Here is a 14,826-nt window from a genome sequence, read left to right as displayed (position 1 = left end):
GAAAACCTTCCCCGGCGCGTCCTTCCCCAGCGCCTACGGACACAGTGCCGCAGGCGTGCGCGCCATCCGCGACGAGCGGGGGCGGGCCCTCAAGTCGTGGTTGAGCTTCAACCATGCTTGAGGCCTGGGGAGAAAAGAAGAGACGTACTGGCCATAGGAGGGGTCGCGCATGGCAGCCACCACGCCTCAGAACTACCTCGCGGTCATCAAGGTCGTGGGGATCGGCGGCGGCGGAGTTAACGCCGTCAACCGAATGATCGAAGAAGGTCTTCGTGGCGTCGAGTTCATCGCCATCAACACCGACGCTCAGGCGCTTCTGATGTCTGATGCCGATCTGAAGCTCGACATCGGCCGGGAGATCACCCGTGGCCTGGGGGCCGGTTCGGATCCCGAGATGGGTCGAAGGGCCGTGGAAGAGGCACGGGAGACCATCGAAGAGGTCCTTCGCGGGGCCGACATGGTCTTCGTCACCGCAGGAGAGGGCGGCGGCACCGGCACCGGCGGCGCTCCGATCGTCGCCGAGATCGCCAAGGGCATGGGCGCACTGACGATCGGCGTCGTGACTCGTCCCTTCTCGTTCGAGCGCAAGGTGCGTGCCGAGCAGGCGGAGCGTGGCATCCAAGACCTGAAGCAGAAGGTCGACACGCTCATCATCATCCCGAACGACCGTCTGCTCGACGTCGCCGACGAGACGACGACGATCCTCGACGCGTTCAAGATGGCCGACACCGTTCTGCTGCAGGGCGTGCAGGGCATCACCGATCTCATCACGACGCCCGGCCTCATCAACCTGGACTTCGCCGACGTGAAGGCGATCCTCACCGACGCGGGCTCCGCCCTGATGGGTGTCGGACACTCGCGCGGCGACAACCGCGCCGTCGAAGCCGCCCGTGCGGCGATCTCGAGCCCGTTGCTCGAGTCCTCGATCGACGGAGCGCGCGGCATCCTGCTCAACATCACCGGCGGCAGCGACCTCACCCTGTACGAGGTGAACGAGGCCGCGCGGATCATCTCCGACCACGCGCACCCCGAGGCGAACGTGATCTTCGGTGCCGCGATCGACGACTCGCTCGGTGACGAGGTGCGGGTCACCGTCATCGCCGCCGGCTTCGAGCGGTGGTCGACGCGTGAGGTCACGACGTCGCTCGCGCTCGAAGAGGAAGAAGAGGAGCTCGGGCAGCCGGCACGGCGGACGCTCGTGTTCGACGCCGACGAGGAGCTCGAGGACATCCCCTCGTTCCTTCGTCGGTAAGAAGCGGGGGGAACCGCCCACGTTCGCTTGGCGGACCTTCCCCCAAGAGCCGGGGGCGAGCCCCGGGGCGTACCTAACCGTCCCGGCGCTCGCCCTTTCCGGTATCCGGACGGCGTTCACCACGCGCCACGGCGGCGTCAGCGACGCTCCGTTCGCCTCGCTGAACCTCTCGTACTCCTCGGGGGACGACGCCGAGCTCGTGCGGCGGAACCGCACGCGGGCGCTCCGGGTCGTCGACGCCTCCCTGGGATCGTGGACCGGGGCGCGCCAGGTTCACGGCACGCACGTCGTCAAAGTCGGCGCGGCGGAGCGCGGCGCGGGATGGGACTCGCCGGCCAGCGTCGTGCCCGATGCCGACGCGCTTTGGACCGAAGAGCCCGACGTCGCCCTCGTCGTCGTCACGGCCGACTGCGCGCCGATCCTTCTCGCCGATCCGCCGGGCCGCCGCATCGGCGTCGTCCATGCCGGATGGCGCGGCCTCGTCGCCGGGATCATCGAGGAGGCGGTTCGGGCGCTCGGTTCTCCCACGAGGCTGGCCGCCTTCATCGGTCCGTCGATCGGGCCGTGTTGCTACGAGGTTGGGAAAGACGTGGCGGTACCGGCGGCCGAGCGGCTGGGAGAGGTCGTCTACCGGCGCGGCGACCGGACGCACCTCGATCTATGGCGCGGCGCGACCACGGCGCTGGCTCGGGCCGGCGTCCACGAGGTGTGGCCGGCAGCCCTCTGCACACGGTGCGAGCCCGACCGTTTCTACTCTCATCGCGCCGGTGGCCGCGGCCGGCAAGGCCTGATCGCGAGGATGGATCCGAGTTGAGCGGGGGGACGTGAGCGACGGAACGGAAGTCGCCCAACGGCTCGGCGAGGTTCGCGAGCGGATCGCGGACGCCGCGCTCGGCTCGGGGCGAGACCCGGGGACGGTGCGGCTCGTCGTCGTCACCAAAGAGGTCTCCCTCGAAGGGATCCGCGAGGCGATCGATGCCGGGGCGACGGACCTGGGCGAGAACCGCGCACAGGAGCTGGCCGCGAAGATGCAGGCGCTGGCGGGCGTTGCCTCCCACCGCTGGCACTTCATCGGAACGCTCCAGCGCAACAAGGTGAAGCTCGTGACCGGCCGCGTGGCGCTGATCCACGGCGTCGACTCGATCGAGCTCGGGCAGGCCATCTCACAACGGGCCGCATCCGAGGGCGTGGTCCAGGATGTCCTGGTCGAGGTCAACGTCTCGGGCGAAGCCTCGAAGCACGGCGTCGACCCGCCAGAGGCCTGGGCCCTCGTCGCGTCGCTCGCCGGCCTGCCGGGGATCCGGCTGAAAGGCTTGATGACGATCGCGCCGCCCGGCTCCGGGGTCGCGTCCCGGGCGGCGTTCTCCGGCCTCAGAGAGCTCCGAGACCGTCTCCAAGGTGAGCTCGGCGGGGGCACCCTGGATGAGTTGTCGATGGGCATGACGTCGGACTTCGAGGTCGCCGTCGAGGAGGGGGCGACGATCGTTCGGGTTGGGACCGCGATCTTCGGGCCGCGGCGGTGACCACTGCCGGGGACCACCCCGGGGCCGGGCATGCGTGCTTCGGGCCTCCGGCGGCCCGTTTGCCGTAATCTCTATGACCGACAGGAACTATCGGGAGGCGAACGATGGGTGGTATGTGGAAGCGGTCTCTCGTCTACCTCGGCCTCATGGAGGAGGACGAGGAGCTCGAGGAGATGCAGCATCCCGACGACGGCAAGGTCGAAGAGCCCACGCGCATGGTCCGCACGCTCCGCCGCGAGGAGGCTCGCGAGACGACCCACCCGGCCGGCCGTGGGAACATCCGGTCGCTCGGAACGGCCGGCCCGCCACGGCAGGTGCACGTCGTCGAGCCGCGGATCTACGACGATGCGCAGGAGTTCGCGGACCGGCTCAAGTCCGGCGTCCCTGTGATCATCAACCTCCGTCTCACGGAGCCCAAGCACGCTCCGAAGATCCTGCACTTCGCCTCCGGCCTGGTGTACGGGCTGAACGGACGGATGCAGAAGGTGGCCGACGCCGTGTACCTCATCACCCCGTTCAACGTGGAGATCTCCGCGGACGAGAAGCGCCGCCTCGCGGAGCACGGCTTCTTCAACGACTTCTAGCGTGGCGCCGGGGCGGGCAGAGGGAACCCGATGATCTGCACGCTCCTGAGCCTCTACTCGTTCCTGCTCTTCGTTCGCCTGCTCCTATCCTGGTTCCCGCATCCGCCCGATTGGGCCCGGCCGATCTATGTGTTCCTGTTCGCGATCACGGACCCGGTGCTGCGGCTCGTGCGTCCGATCCTCCCGCCGCTGCGGATGGGCGGGGCCGCCCTCGACCTGTCGCCGATCCTCGTCTTCATCGCCATCCGGGTGATCGTGGAGATCCTCCATACCCAAGGGGTCTGTTGACCGGCCCGGCCTGTTAGTCTGTCCGCATGCCCGTCTCGCCGCAGGACATCCAGGACAAGGAATTCCGCGAGGCTTTCCGCGGCTACAACGAAGACGACGTCGACACGTTCCTCGATGAGATTGCGGTCGAGTTCGCCCGGCTGTTCCAGGAGAACCAGCGGATGAAGGTTCAGCTCGCCGCGCTCCAGCAGGAGATCGCGCGAGCGGGACGGGCCGGATCCCCGTCCGCCGCCCCGAGCTCGGCCGCGGTGCCCGCCCGCGAAGACGACGACCGGATCGAAGCAACACGCAAGGCGAGCGAGGCGGCGCTGGAGGAGGCGAAGCGAAGGGCCTCGGAGCTCGTTCAGCGTGCGGAGCAGCGCGCGCGAGAGATCGACGAGCTCACGGCACGGCGCGCGAAGGACGTCGACTCCGACGCGTCCAACGCGCTGACCGACGCGCAGCAGCGCATCGCCGAGCTGCGCCGGCAAGAGGTCGACATCCGCAAGCGCATCCGCACCTTCCTCGAGCAGCAGCTCTCGGGCCTCGAGGCGGTAGACCTGGGGGGCGGCTCCTCCTCGCAACGGAACGCGGTCGTGGAACGGATGGCTCGGGACCTGGCCGCTGAGGAACCGGCTCCGGCGCCGCAGGGCGCAGGCCCGGGCGAGGGCTTTTGGAAAGCGGAATAACCCCACAGGAGACGGCGTGAAGCCGAACTCGTGCTGCTTGGCTCGGGGTCTGTGGAGCGATATGCTGCCGCGGCCGTACGGACCTCGGCTCGCTCGTCTAAGGAGGCATTGCCCGTCGTGATCGCTGCCAGTGGGATCCTCGTGGTCGTCGCGTTCGTGACCCTGATCCTGGGGGTGTTCCGGACCGGCCTGGGCCTCATCTGGACCTCGATCGCGGCGAGCATACTCGCGGCGATCTTCCTGGCACTGGGAGTGGTTCAGGGGAACAAGCGCCGCGTCGCCACCGCCGGCGGTCCTTCGGCGCCCATGCCTTCATGGTCGGATCAGCCGTCGGCGCCCGCTGCGACCGCCGTGTTGGAGCGCGATCGCGTGCCGGCCCGCGACGAGATCGATGATGAGGAGCTGCCGGCCCTGGTCGCGGTTCCCGAGCCCGAACCCGAGCCCGAAACGGCCATGTCGTCGTTCGAGCCGCCGGCAGAGAAGCCCGCCGCGGCGCGCGCGCCCCGTCCAGCCGCCACGAAGAAACCTGCGGCCAAGAAGCCGGCCGCCGCAGCCGCGTCAGGTTCGGTCGTTGTCATCCCCGACCGGGACAAGTTCCACAAAGACTCGTGCCGCTACGCGAAGAACCCTGCGGCGATGTCGATGGCCAAGGCCGCCGCCAAGCGACAGGGCTATAAGCCCTGCGCCACCTGCAAACCGTAATCAGACGGCGCTAGTTCTGAGCGGATTTTCTCGCTGGCGTCCTCAGCGGTCAACGGCTGGTCAACTGAGCGGCCAATCACGCCGCTCAAGAACCCCGGACAGAACGCATGGACGCGCTTCTCCGCTCTTGTGTCGATATCACTCACATCTAGAACGACCTCATACCCCGCGATCGCCGGGCCCGGCCTTCAAGTCCAGCCCATTCGAGCCATCCAGGCTGGTAGATGGCCGGCTGTCTTCCGTCCCTTGACCTTTGCCGTTTACGTCGTACCTCGATGCTAAGGTTGGGCAAGGTCGGGGCGAGCTCGGTGAAGGGTAGGTGCCTGGCATGGCGTCCGTCGATGACGTGGCCGCCGCAATCATCAGCGAACATCCCGGGCTGGATCAGATGCAGCTGCACAAGCTGCTCTACTTTGTCCAGGCCGCCAGTCTCGTATGGCAGGACACGCCGGCCTTCGATGTAGAAATTGAGGCTTGGACATGGGGTCCCGTGACTCGTGTGATCGCCGGAAGGTACATGCAGTTTGATAAGCGGCCGATTAGGGATCCTGTCGCAGGCGATTCAAAACACCTCGATAGCGAGCTTCGTCAAACAATCAAGAAAGTGGTCGAAAGGTATGGAGACCTTTCGGGTCCCACCCTGGCGAAACTCACGAAGGCTCCTGAAAGTCCGTGGCGGCAAGTCCGTCGTGGACTTCCTGACGATGCGTGGAGCGATCGAGAGATTCCCAGATCATTGATCAGGCGGTATCACCGTCAGCATGGTGTCCTTGGGACGAGGTTGACGCCTACAGAGAAGCGACTGGCTCAACGGTATCTTGAGAACCGTGACACGGAGGCGCTCGCTGATCTCTTTGAGGAAGCTACTGGCGCAAGGCCCCAGATCTCGAGTGAGCTAAAACGCGCTAGCAAGTGAAGCCATCACTTCATTTCGAGGTGCTCACTAAAGACGGACGCGGACGAATTACGAGCGGATGGCTCCGCGGGACTGACCATAACGGCGTTAGCGTCGACGAGTTAATCGAATGGGAAGATGGAGTTGAGCCGGCAGACGTTTTCGAGAAGCTGGCGGCGATCAACAACAACGAGTTTCGCGCGGGATCCTAGAACCTCGAGCCCCTGAAATCTCGGAGTGAAGGTGTGAACCGAAAGGGTTCCCTACGGGCATCGACCACTACGTGAAGTGCTGTGACCAAACGTCACGGTTACATATTCCGCTTGAACAATCGCGTGTGGCTGGGCTCTAAGCCCCCTAATCTGCGAGACGAACTCAATCGCGTACTGGAATACGAAGCCAAAGCGAAAGCCATAAGTCAGTCCAACCTGCCCGGCCGTACCGTTTCCTACCCCAACTCAGTAGTAGCCGAGGTATATACGGCGACGCTCGCGAACGGGGTTTCGGTTTCGATCCATCGACACGGACTGATCGTTTACGACTTCACCGAAGTGTCTCCTCATGACAAAGAGCTTACAACGCCAGCCGAGGAGGCTCGACTTGAGGCTGAGCGCCTCAAGTTCATGAATGGGCACGCCCTATGCATCCACTCAGCTCTGCTGAGAATCGAGCGTCGAGGACATCAGCTCAATCGGGTCCGGCGGGATGACGTGATTCGGTTCGACAACGGCGGGGGCTCTGGCCTTGCTCGCGCAACCCTAGACCTGAGTCCGCAAGACACTGAGGATTTCGCATGGTACGACCGTCCGTGGATCCTCGGGACGCCGGTAATCGAGGAAGCGACAGCGGTTCTGAACACCGCCTTGACGTGCGACGAATCTCGAACACTCGATTTGCTATCGCTTCTCAGCGAGGCCATGGAAGCTCGCCAAGAGGCTAACCACGCCCTCGCACTTGTGGCGGGATGGACCGTCTGTGAGTTTCTGCTAGGCCGCGAATGGAAGAACTACATCGCCGAACGTCGCATACTTCCCGGGGCTGAGTGGCGCATCGAGGTGAATAGCGAAAGAAAGAGGGGCCTCACAGGTCGCGACTTTACAGCCAAGGTGCTAGGCGAAGTGCTTTCACTGGAAGGGAGAATCCCCTTCGATCTGTACCAACAGCTCGAGAAGGCACGCGCCGCCCGGAACAAGTGGCTGCACGAGATGAAATGGCCCGCTCCCAGCGCCTCATGGGAAGCAACCTTTGGCGCCCAGCTGTTCCTCAACCATTCCCTCGGGCTCAAGCTTCTAGTAGCCCGATAGCCAGAGTGTCCCCGAGGAGCAGAATCCTCGAGTGCTCACTCCGCGCGTCGAAATAGAAACATGCCTTCGGGACCGGGTAGTGGCTGTTGGGCATCGTAGTACCAGGACATCGTTTCAAGCTTCCAGCCTAGGTCTTCTATCGCGGCGATCGTTTCCGGAAGGCCGCTAGTCATTGCCTTGCCGCCGCGTGGATTCGCCCAGCGGAGGAGATAGAAGCGGGCGCCCTGCGAGGTTGCGCGCTTAGCATCCTCGGCGTGTCGGTCCGCCGTAATAGCGACCTTCTCGGTTTCCCTTTCTGCTTTCGCGTGCTCCCGATACGCCTTGATGTCTGCCTGCCGTTTCCGATCCTCTTCTAACGCCTGCTTCGCTTTATCGAAGACGCTCAATGGCTTCTCCACCTTCCAAGTCGCCAAGATTGTCTACCCTATCGAGCGTGTAGTGCTAGTTCTTCCAGGTTGGCACCGAGGGCAGCCCGGTATTTCGGCTCTTCGGGTGCGACCGTGGCCCTTGGCGGGAAGCATCCTACGAGGGCGTACCGCAGGTCAAAGATTGGCTATTGGGGGGAAGATGAAAGTAGCTCTGATTACGGCCGTGGTTAGCAGCGGTCTCGCGCTTATCACTCAGGCTGTGCTTCGGTTCCTGGACTCTCGAGCTGCGCGACACCATGAAGTCATGCGGCACCGCAGAGAAGCCCTTCATAAAGCTCTAACGGTGATCGACCACATCTACTCAAACTCCGACTGGGAGGGAAAGCCGCCAGTCCGTCCGCACGAGTGGGATCTGTCTTTGGCGCACGAGGCCATGAACTTGATCATCCTCTACTGCGACAACCCTAACGAGCTCTTCGCCGCGTTCGCTGCTGCCACTGGGTTGCGTGGCCCTGACGCCCCAGTTCAACGCTACGGGCCGAAGGATCTTGATCGTTTTCGCCGCGAGGTGAGTCGTGAGCTCGGGCTAGAGCCAAAGGACTACTATTCGAATCCCGACCTGGGGTGGATCGTTAGCTTCCCAGGCGCGGTGTGATAGTCACATTTCGGAACGCGGTGAACGCCCGGTCAACATGAGCGTTGACCCGTGGCGTGTCGCCTTGTCCCTTCTCAGTCATCGCCGCACGTCACCCAACCGGGCGAGACGAAGCGGAATCGCCTAAGCCCGATTTCTCCCTGCGCGACCTGCAAACCCTAGTTTTCTCCTCCCATCGCACGTTCTCTTCTCACCGGCTGCCTGCACCGGTAAAGACCTTCGTCCGAAACGCCGATACTTCCAAACGAGGCTGCTTGCAGCCGAGCGGCCGGATCCCCACGGCGGGGTCCGGCTTTCGATGTTTGACGGGAGGAGAGGTACATGGCGAAGCTGCTCGTCGTGGACGATGAGCCGGCGATCCGCCTGTTGATGCAAGCCATCCTTTCGCAGGAAGGCCACGACGTCGACACGGCATCGGACGGAGTCGAGGCGCTCGCGTCCGTTGAACAGGAGCTGCCCGACGTCATCCTGCTCGACCTCGCCATGCCGCAGATGGATGGCTGGCGCTTCCTCGAGGAGCTCCGCAACCGCGGCCTCCGCTCGAAGGTTCGCGTCATCATCGTGTCGGCGATGTCGGACGCCGAGTCGCTCGAGCGGGGCCAGTCCGAAGGCGTGGCCGAGCACGTCGCCAAGCCGTTCGACGCGGACGCGATCGTGCGGTCGGTGGAAGCCGTGCTCCAGGAGGCGCCGGAGGACGTGCTCGCCCGGCGAGCCCATCCCGAGGATCTCGCCCGCCTCATCGGCAAGCTTCAGTCGCTCGAACAGTAGCGCGGCCGCTCAGACCGCGAAGCGGAACTCGACGACGTCGCCTTCGCGGACGACGTACGCCTTTCCTTCCTGGCGGACGAGGCCCTTCGATTTGGCCTGGTTCCAGGAGCCGGCCGCAACGAGCTCGTCGTAGGCGACGACTTCTGCGCGGATGAAACCGCGCTGGAAGTCCGAGTGGATCGCGCCGGCGGCTTCCGGGGCGGTCGCGCCCCGATGCACCTCCCACGCGTGCGACTCTTTCTCCCCGGCCGTCAGGAACGTGACCAGGTCGAGTTTGGTGTACACCTCGCGGATCACCCGGTCGATCCCGCGGCCGGTAAGACCGTAGGACGACAGCAACTCCGCGGCATCGACCGGCTCGAGGCCGGCGACCTCCGCCTCGAGCGCTCCGGCGACCACGACCGCGCCGTCCGGGAGTGTCCCTTCGGCGCCGCCCTCGCCGGCATTCGCCACCACCACGGCGGGTTTCAGCGTGAGCGGCGCGAGCGTCGTGAGGTCCCGATGCTCTTCGGGCGACCACTCGATGCCCCGCAGGGGCTTTCCCGCCTCGAGCGTCTCCTTCGCACGTTCGAGGGCCGGGATCAGCCGCTTCGCATCGGCGTCGAAGCGCGCGGCCTTCGTGTCGCGCTCAAGCTTCCCTTCGATCACGGCGAGGTCCGCGATCGTCAGCTCGAGCTCCAGCTCCTCGAGCTCACGCGCCGGATCCGCCGGCTCCGCGCCCGGGTACGCGCGGACCACTTCGAGGAGCGCGTCGGCCTCGCGCAGGTTCCCGAGCAGCTCGGCGGACAAAGAGCCGGCGCCGCGGGACCCTCGCCGAACCAACCCCGAAACCTCGACGAACCGCAGGGACGCGTACACGATCTTCTTCGAGGAATGCAGCTTTCCGAGGACGTCCAAGCGTTCGTCGGGCACCGGGACGACGGCCTGGTGCGTCCGTTGCGACGCGGATCCCTCGGCGGCGGTGAGCGCGGTGAAGATCGTCGTCGCTCCGGCGCCCGGCAACCCGACGATCCCGACCGACCGCATCAGAACCCGGCCTTACGACGTGCAGCGGCCTCGAAGGGGTTCCGCCGGTAGCCGACGATGCTGGCGAGAGGATAGGCGAGGAGCATCACCGGTCCGAGGAGCTCCCACTGGCGCACGTGAACCAGCTCGTGCGCCCACAGACGGTCGTCGAGCGGACGATTCGCGATCACGACGTGTCCGAGCGTGATCGCGGCGAATCCCATGCGGCGGTGGAGAGCGCCGAACCCTCGGCCGCTGGAGAACGCGAGCACGCCGTCGCGGACGCGTGGGACGCTGATCGTGGTCGCGCCGACGAGGAGACCCACCAGCGTTCCGGGAAGCGCCCAGAGGTACGAGAGCGCTCGCGCGACTGCGCTCACGCGCGCCGCAGGGAGATCGTGATGCGCAAGCCGTCCACGGTGACGTCGGCTTTGCCTTCGGGTTCCTCGACGGGGACGCGAACGATCGACGTCGCGAGCGTCTCTGAGGCGAGCCAGTCGAGGTGCGGCTCGATCGCCTCCCACGCCTCGGCGGGCGCCTCGATCCCGAGGTGGATCCGGTCTGAGACCGCCAGCCCCGACTTCTTCCGGAGATTCTGAACCGCGCGCGACAGTTCGCGGGCCATCCCCTCGCCGAGCAACTCCGGCGTCATGCGCGTGTCGATCGCGACGGTCAAGCCTCCGTCGGCGGCCGTTACCCAGTCTTCCTCCGTCGGTGCGTTGGCGAGGACCTCGACGATCTTGACGTTCAGCTCCTCCGCGATGATCGCGGCGTGACGGATGGCCTGGTCGGCGCCTGTGCCGATGATGAGCACGCGGGCGAGCGGCTGGCGAACCTTGATCTTGGCTTGTTCGCGCGCCTGCAGCCCGAGCGTCACCGCTCGGCGGGCGGCGGCCATCGAGGTGCGCAGTTCTTCGTCGATCAGCGACTCGTCGAACCCCGGCCAGTCGGCGAGGTGGACGCTGTCGGGAGCCTCGGGTCGAACGGAGCAGACGATGTTGTCCCATATCTCGTCGGCCACGAATGGCGTGAACGGCGCCAGCAGGAGGGCGAGCGCCTTCAAGGACTCATAGAGCGTCGCGTGAGCGCCGACCTTGTCGCGCTCGGAGGTCTCCTTCGCGTAAAAGCGCCGGCGCGAGCGACGCACGTACCAGTTCGACAGGTCCTCGACGAACGCCGCGATCCGCCGCCCGGATGCGGTGCAGTCGTAGCCTTCGAGGCCTGCGGTGGCCGTCCGCACGGTGTCGTGCAGCTCGGCGAGCAGCCACCGATCGAGCTCGTGGCGTTCGGCCACCGGGACGCTGGCGGTCGTCGGGTCGATGTTCTCGGTGTTCGCGTACAGCGTGTAGAAGGAGTACACGTTCCAGAGCATGCGCTGGAAACCGCGCTGGACCTCGGCGATCGTTTCGAAACCGACGCGGCGGGTGGCCCACGGGTTCCCCGCGGTGAAGAAGAACCAACGAAGCGCGTCGGCGCCGAACTTGTCGATGATCTCCCAGGGGTCCAGCACGTTTCCGAGCGACTTCGACATCTTCCGGCCGTCTTCTTGGACGATCAGCCCGAGGCAGACGCAGTTCTTGTACGCGGATTGTTCCCAGAGAAGCGTTCCGATCGCGAGCAGCGAGTAGAACCACCCGCGGGTCTGGTCGATGCCTTCGCAGATGTAGTCGGCGGGGAACCGGCGCTCGAAGACGTCCTCGCGCTCGAACGGATAGTGCCACTGCGCGAAGGGCATCGAGCCGGAGTCGTACCAGGCATCGATCACCTCTCGGACACGCCGCATCTCGCCGCCGCACTCGGTGCAGCCGAACGTGACCTCGTCGATCGAAGGACGATGCAGATCGAGGCCGGACAGGTCGCGGCCCGCGCGCTCGGCGAGGTCGGCGACCTCACCGATACACACGACGTGGTCCTGCGGGCAACGCCACACCGGCAGTGGCGTTCCCCAGTAGCGGTTGCGGGACAGCGACCAATCGATGTTGTTGGCGAGCCAGTCCCCGAAGCGCCCGTGCTTGATGTGGTCGGGGTACCAGTTCACCGCCTCGTTCGAGGCCAGCAGATCCTTCTTGCGCTCCGTGGTGCGGATGTACCAGGAGGTCCGCGCGTAGTAGAGGAGCGGCGTCTTGCACCGCCAGCACAACGGATACGTGTGCTCGATCGTCTCTGCGCGGAACAGCAGCCCGCGCGCGTCGAGGTCGGCGATGATGTCGGTGTCGGCTTCCTTCACGAACCGGCCCGCCCACGGCGCGACCTGTGCGGTGAACTTCCCTTCCTCGTCGACGAGGTGGATCACCGGGAGGCCGTTCTCACGGCCTACCGCCAGGTCCTCGGCGCCGTACGCCGGCGCCATGTGGACGATCCCGGTTCCGTCCTCTGTCGTGACGAACTCGGCTGCGACGACGTACCAGGCCCGCTCGGTGGGCTGTGCGAACCGGAAGGGCGGCTCGTAGGAGCGGCCTTCGAGGGACCCCGCGTCGAAGTGCTCGACGACCTTCGCGTCCTGGCCGAGGACGCGACGCACCAGCGGCTCGGCAAGGATGAGCCGCTCGCCTTCGTGTTCGACCGCCACGTACGGAACTTCGGGATTGATCGCGACGGCTGCGTTCGACAACAGCGTCCACGGTGTCGTCGTCCACACGAGCAGCGACGTGTTCTCCTCGCCCTCGAGCGGGAAGCGCACGTACACGCTGGGATCGGTCACCGTCTCGTATCCCATGGCGACCTCGTGATCCGACAGCGGGGTGCCGCAACGCGGGCAGTAGGGGACGACCTTGAAGTCCTCGTACAGCAGCCCCTGGTCGTAGATCTTCTTCAGCGACCACCAGACGCTCTCGATGTAGTCGTTCGACATCGTCTGGTACGCGTCGCCGAGGTCGGTCCAGTAGGCGATCCGCTCGGTGAGGCGCTCCCAGTCGGATACGTAGCGCAGGACGCTCTCGCGGCACCGCGCGTTGAACTTGTCGATGCCGTACGCCTCGATGTCTCGCTTGGACTTGAGGCCGAGCTCCTTCTCGATCTCGAGTTCGACCGGAAGGCCGTGGCAGTCCCAGCCTCCGCGGCGGGGAACGGAGTAGCCGCGCATCGTCTTGTAGCGCGGATAGATGTCCTTGAAGACGCGAGCCAGGACGTGGTGCACGCCGGGCCGCCCGTTCGCCGTCGGCGGACCTTCGTAGACGACGTACTCGTCGGCTCCCTCGCGGGCAGCGACGGAGCGGGCGAACACGTCCTTGTCGCGCCACCGCTCGAGGATCTGGACCTCGAGCGCGGGCATGTCGACCTGCGATCCGACCGCGCGGAAGACGGGCATGCGGGCCATGATATCGGGCGGTGGGGAGCTCCTCGGTCGATAAAGGGCGACGTCGCCGACGTCGTCGAGGACGGCAGCGACGGCCCGGTGCTTCGCCTGCACGTGCCTCCGCGTTCCTCGCGCCGGGGCGTGATCGGCGCTCGGGTGTCGCCCTCGCGCTTGAGCCGTATCTCCGGCGCGACGTCGCGCTCGGAACGGCTTTTCGTGTCGGGCGAAACGGCCGGAAGTCCGCGTCGGCGGGTAGCCGAGCGGCTCGCGGCCGGATCGGGAAAACGCGGGGAGCGGAAGCTGCACAACCCCCCGTGACCTGCGGGAACTGGTTGACACCCCCCAGGGCGGGCGTTACCCTACAGCGCTCTGCGCCGGGGGACCCCGGCATCCGACGAGTCCTGGAAGGGAGCCTCGTGGCTCGCCCCGCCAAGAAGGCGGCACCCAAGAAACCCGCGAAGCCGGCACCGGCGAAGAAGGCCGAAACCAAGCCCCGGCCGAAGGGTGCCGCGAAGCGCGCCCCGACCGCCGCGAAGCCCGCGGCTCCTCCGAAACCGGCCGCGGCCGCCAAACCGGTCGCGCCCCCCGCCAAACCGGTCGCTCCACCCCGTAAGCGCAAGGGCAACGCTGCGGGACTGACCCCAACCGAGCTCGAGGCGATCCGCAAGGAGCTGAACGAGGCGCGAGACCTCCATCGCAAGGAGCTGGCCGAGCTCGAAGCAGGCACGTTCAACCAGTCGCAGTCCGACCTCTCCGGCGAGGTGTCCTTCGACGAGGAGTCTGCCGACGCCGGAACCTTCACCTTCGAGCGCGAGCGCGATCTGTCGCTCAGCAACAACATCCGCGACCTGCTCGAGAAGGTCGAGGCGGCGTTGAAGCGCATGGACGCCGGGAGCTACGGTGAATGCGAGCGCTGCGGGCGTCCGATCGACAAGGCGCGCCTGAAGGCGTTGCCGTACTCGGTGCTCTGCATCGACTGCAAGAAAGCAGAGGAGCGGGTCCGCTAGCGCGGCGCCGCCCGTCGCTCCTCGCCGTGAACCCGCGCCGCCTGCTCGCACTCGTCGCGGGCGTGACCGTGGGTGCGGATCAGATCACCAAAGCCATCGCGCTGTCGGCGTTGAACGACGGCGAGTCGATCCCGGTCGTCGACGGTGTTCTCCACTGGACGTTGCAACGCAATCCCGGCGCGGCGTTCGGGCTCTTCCAGCGTGCGCCGGTCGTGTTCACGGTGCTGGCGATCATCATCGCCGTGGTGATCGTCGCGACCGCGCCGCGCGTGCGCGACACGTTGAACGCCGTCGCGCTCGGCCTGGTGCTCGGCGGGGCGCTGGGGAACCTCGGCGACCGGCTCTTCCGGCCGCCGGGTCCGTTCCGGGGGCGAGTCATCGACTTCATCGACTTTCGCATCTGGCCGACGTTCAACCTCGCCGACGTCGGCGTCGTGATCGGCGCCGCGCTCCTGGCGATCGCCTCGTTCCGCGCCGACCGCCGCGACGCGGCGCAGCCATCGCCGTGAGCC

At 66.1% G+C, this 14,826-nt stretch carries 16 protein-coding genes and 1 pseudogene; 13 read left to right on the top strand and 4 right to left on the bottom strand.

The genetic code is table 11. From position 1 onward, the window contains the following. The first annotated feature begins 169 nt into the window (after positions 1 to 169). The 9 genes and pseudogenes from ftsZ (at position 170) to WEB06_17155 (ending at position 7,216) form a co-directional block, all read left to right on the top strand. A pseudogene (gene ftsZ, locus WEB06_17195) lies at positions 170 to 1,165 on the top strand (cell division protein FtsZ). Continuing rightward, the gene (gene pgeF, locus WEB06_17190) at positions 1,050 to 2,066 is read left to right on the top strand and encodes a peptidoglycan editing factor PgeF (protein MEX2557351.1); all 1,017 of its coding nucleotides are present in this window, start codon (positions 1,050 to 1,052) and stop codon (positions 2,064 to 2,066) included. Before ftsZ ends, pgeF begins: the two are co-directional and overlap by 116 nt. Positions 2,067 to 2,076: 10 nt before the next feature. Beyond that, on the top strand, positions 2,077 to 2,775 hold the full coding sequence (locus tag WEB06_17185) for a YggS family pyridoxal phosphate-dependent enzyme (protein ID MEX2557350.1): 699 nt from the start codon (positions 2,077 to 2,079) through the stop codon (positions 2,773 to 2,775). Between the two features lie 113 nt (positions 2,776 to 2,888). Continuing rightward, a complete protein-coding gene (gene sepF / locus WEB06_17180; GenBank protein MEX2557349.1) occupies positions 2,889 to 3,359 on the top strand; it encodes a cell division protein SepF in 471 nt (156 codons plus the stop codon). A 30-nt stretch (positions 3,360 to 3,389) separates the two neighbouring features. Continuing rightward, entirely contained in the window at positions 3,390 to 3,647 is a 258-nt protein-coding gene (locus WEB06_17175; GenBank protein ID MEX2557348.1) for a YggT family protein, read from the top strand. A gap of 26 nt (positions 3,648 to 3,673) precedes the next feature. Beyond that, positions 3,674 to 4,315, top strand: coding sequence for a DivIVA domain-containing protein (locus WEB06_17170; GenBank protein ID MEX2557347.1), 642 nt, complete (start codon positions 3,674 to 3,676; stop codon positions 4,313 to 4,315). Positions 4,316 to 4,432: 117 nt separating this feature from the next. Next, positions 4,433 to 5,017, top strand: coding sequence for a hypothetical protein (locus WEB06_17165; protein MEX2557346.1), 585 nt, complete (start codon positions 4,433 to 4,435; stop codon positions 5,015 to 5,017). A gap of 328 nt (positions 5,018 to 5,345) precedes the next feature. Continuing rightward, on the top strand, positions 5,346 to 5,933 hold the full coding sequence (locus WEB06_17160) for a type II toxin-antitoxin system antitoxin SocA domain-containing protein (protein MEX2557345.1): 588 nt from the start codon (positions 5,346 to 5,348) through the stop codon (positions 5,931 to 5,933). 272 nt (positions 5,934 to 6,205) lie between these two features. Further along, positions 6,206 to 7,216, top strand: a complete 1,011-nt coding sequence (locus WEB06_17155; GenBank protein MEX2557344.1) for a hypothetical protein — start codon at positions 6,206 to 6,208, stop codon at positions 7,214 to 7,216. A 35-nt stretch (positions 7,217 to 7,251) separates the two neighbouring features. On the opposite strand, the gene WEB06_17150 is transcribed toward WEB06_17155, so the two are convergent. Further along, the gene (locus tag WEB06_17150; protein ID MEX2557343.1) at positions 7,252 to 7,629 is read right to left on the bottom strand and encodes a hypothetical protein; all 378 of its coding nucleotides are present in this window, start codon (positions 7,627 to 7,629) and stop codon (positions 7,252 to 7,254) included. A 298-nt stretch (positions 7,630 to 7,927) separates the two neighbouring features. Here WEB06_17150 and WEB06_17145 point away from each other — a divergent pair, with 298 nt between their 5' ends. Next, a complete protein-coding gene (locus WEB06_17145) occupies positions 7,928 to 8,239 on the top strand; it encodes a hypothetical protein (protein ID MEX2557342.1) in 312 nt (103 codons plus the stop codon). Between the two features lie 321 nt (positions 8,240 to 8,560). Continuing rightward, entirely contained in the window at positions 8,561 to 9,007 is a 447-nt protein-coding gene (locus tag WEB06_17140; GenBank protein MEX2557341.1) for a response regulator, read from the top strand. A 9-nt stretch (positions 9,008 to 9,016) separates the two neighbouring features. On the opposite strand, the gene WEB06_17135 is transcribed toward WEB06_17140, so the two are convergent. The 3 genes from WEB06_17135 to ileS are packed head-to-tail and all read right to left on the bottom strand — an operon-like array spanning position 9,017 to position 13,319. Continuing rightward, a complete protein-coding gene (locus WEB06_17135) occupies positions 9,017 to 10,033 on the bottom strand; it encodes a DUF933 domain-containing protein (GenBank protein ID MEX2557340.1) in 1,017 nt (338 codons plus the stop codon). Beyond that, entirely contained in the window at positions 10,033 to 10,392 is a 360-nt protein-coding gene (locus tag WEB06_17130; protein ID MEX2557339.1) for a hypothetical protein, read from the bottom strand. Before WEB06_17130 ends, WEB06_17135 begins: the two co-directional genes overlap by 1 nt. Further along, complete coding sequence (gene ileS / locus WEB06_17125; GenBank protein MEX2557338.1) at positions 10,389 to 13,319, bottom strand: isoleucine--tRNA ligase; 2,931 nt, start codon at positions 13,317 to 13,319, stop codon at positions 10,389 to 10,391. Before ileS ends, WEB06_17130 begins: the two co-directional genes overlap by 4 nt. Before the next feature lie 404 nt (positions 13,320 to 13,723). On the opposite strand from ileS, the gene WEB06_17120 reads away from it, so the two are divergent. Further along, positions 13,724 to 14,314: a TraR/DksA C4-type zinc finger protein gene (locus WEB06_17120; GenBank protein MEX2557337.1), complete on the top strand. Its 591-nt coding sequence runs from the start codon at positions 13,724 to 13,726 to the stop codon at positions 14,312 to 14,314. Between the two features lie 26 nt (positions 14,315 to 14,340). Further along, a complete protein-coding gene (gene lspA, locus WEB06_17115) occupies positions 14,341 to 14,823 on the top strand; it encodes a signal peptidase II (GenBank protein ID MEX2557336.1) in 483 nt (160 codons plus the stop codon). Positions 14,824 to 14,826: the final 3 nt, after the last annotated feature.

This window comes from Actinomycetota bacterium (genome assembly GCA_040905475.1).
Classification (GTDB): domain Bacteria; phylum Actinomycetota; class AC-67; order AC-67; family AC-67; genus DATFGK01.
The sequence above is the reverse complement of the archived record's forward strand: the minus strand, read 5'-3'. Positions and strand labels throughout refer to the sequence as shown.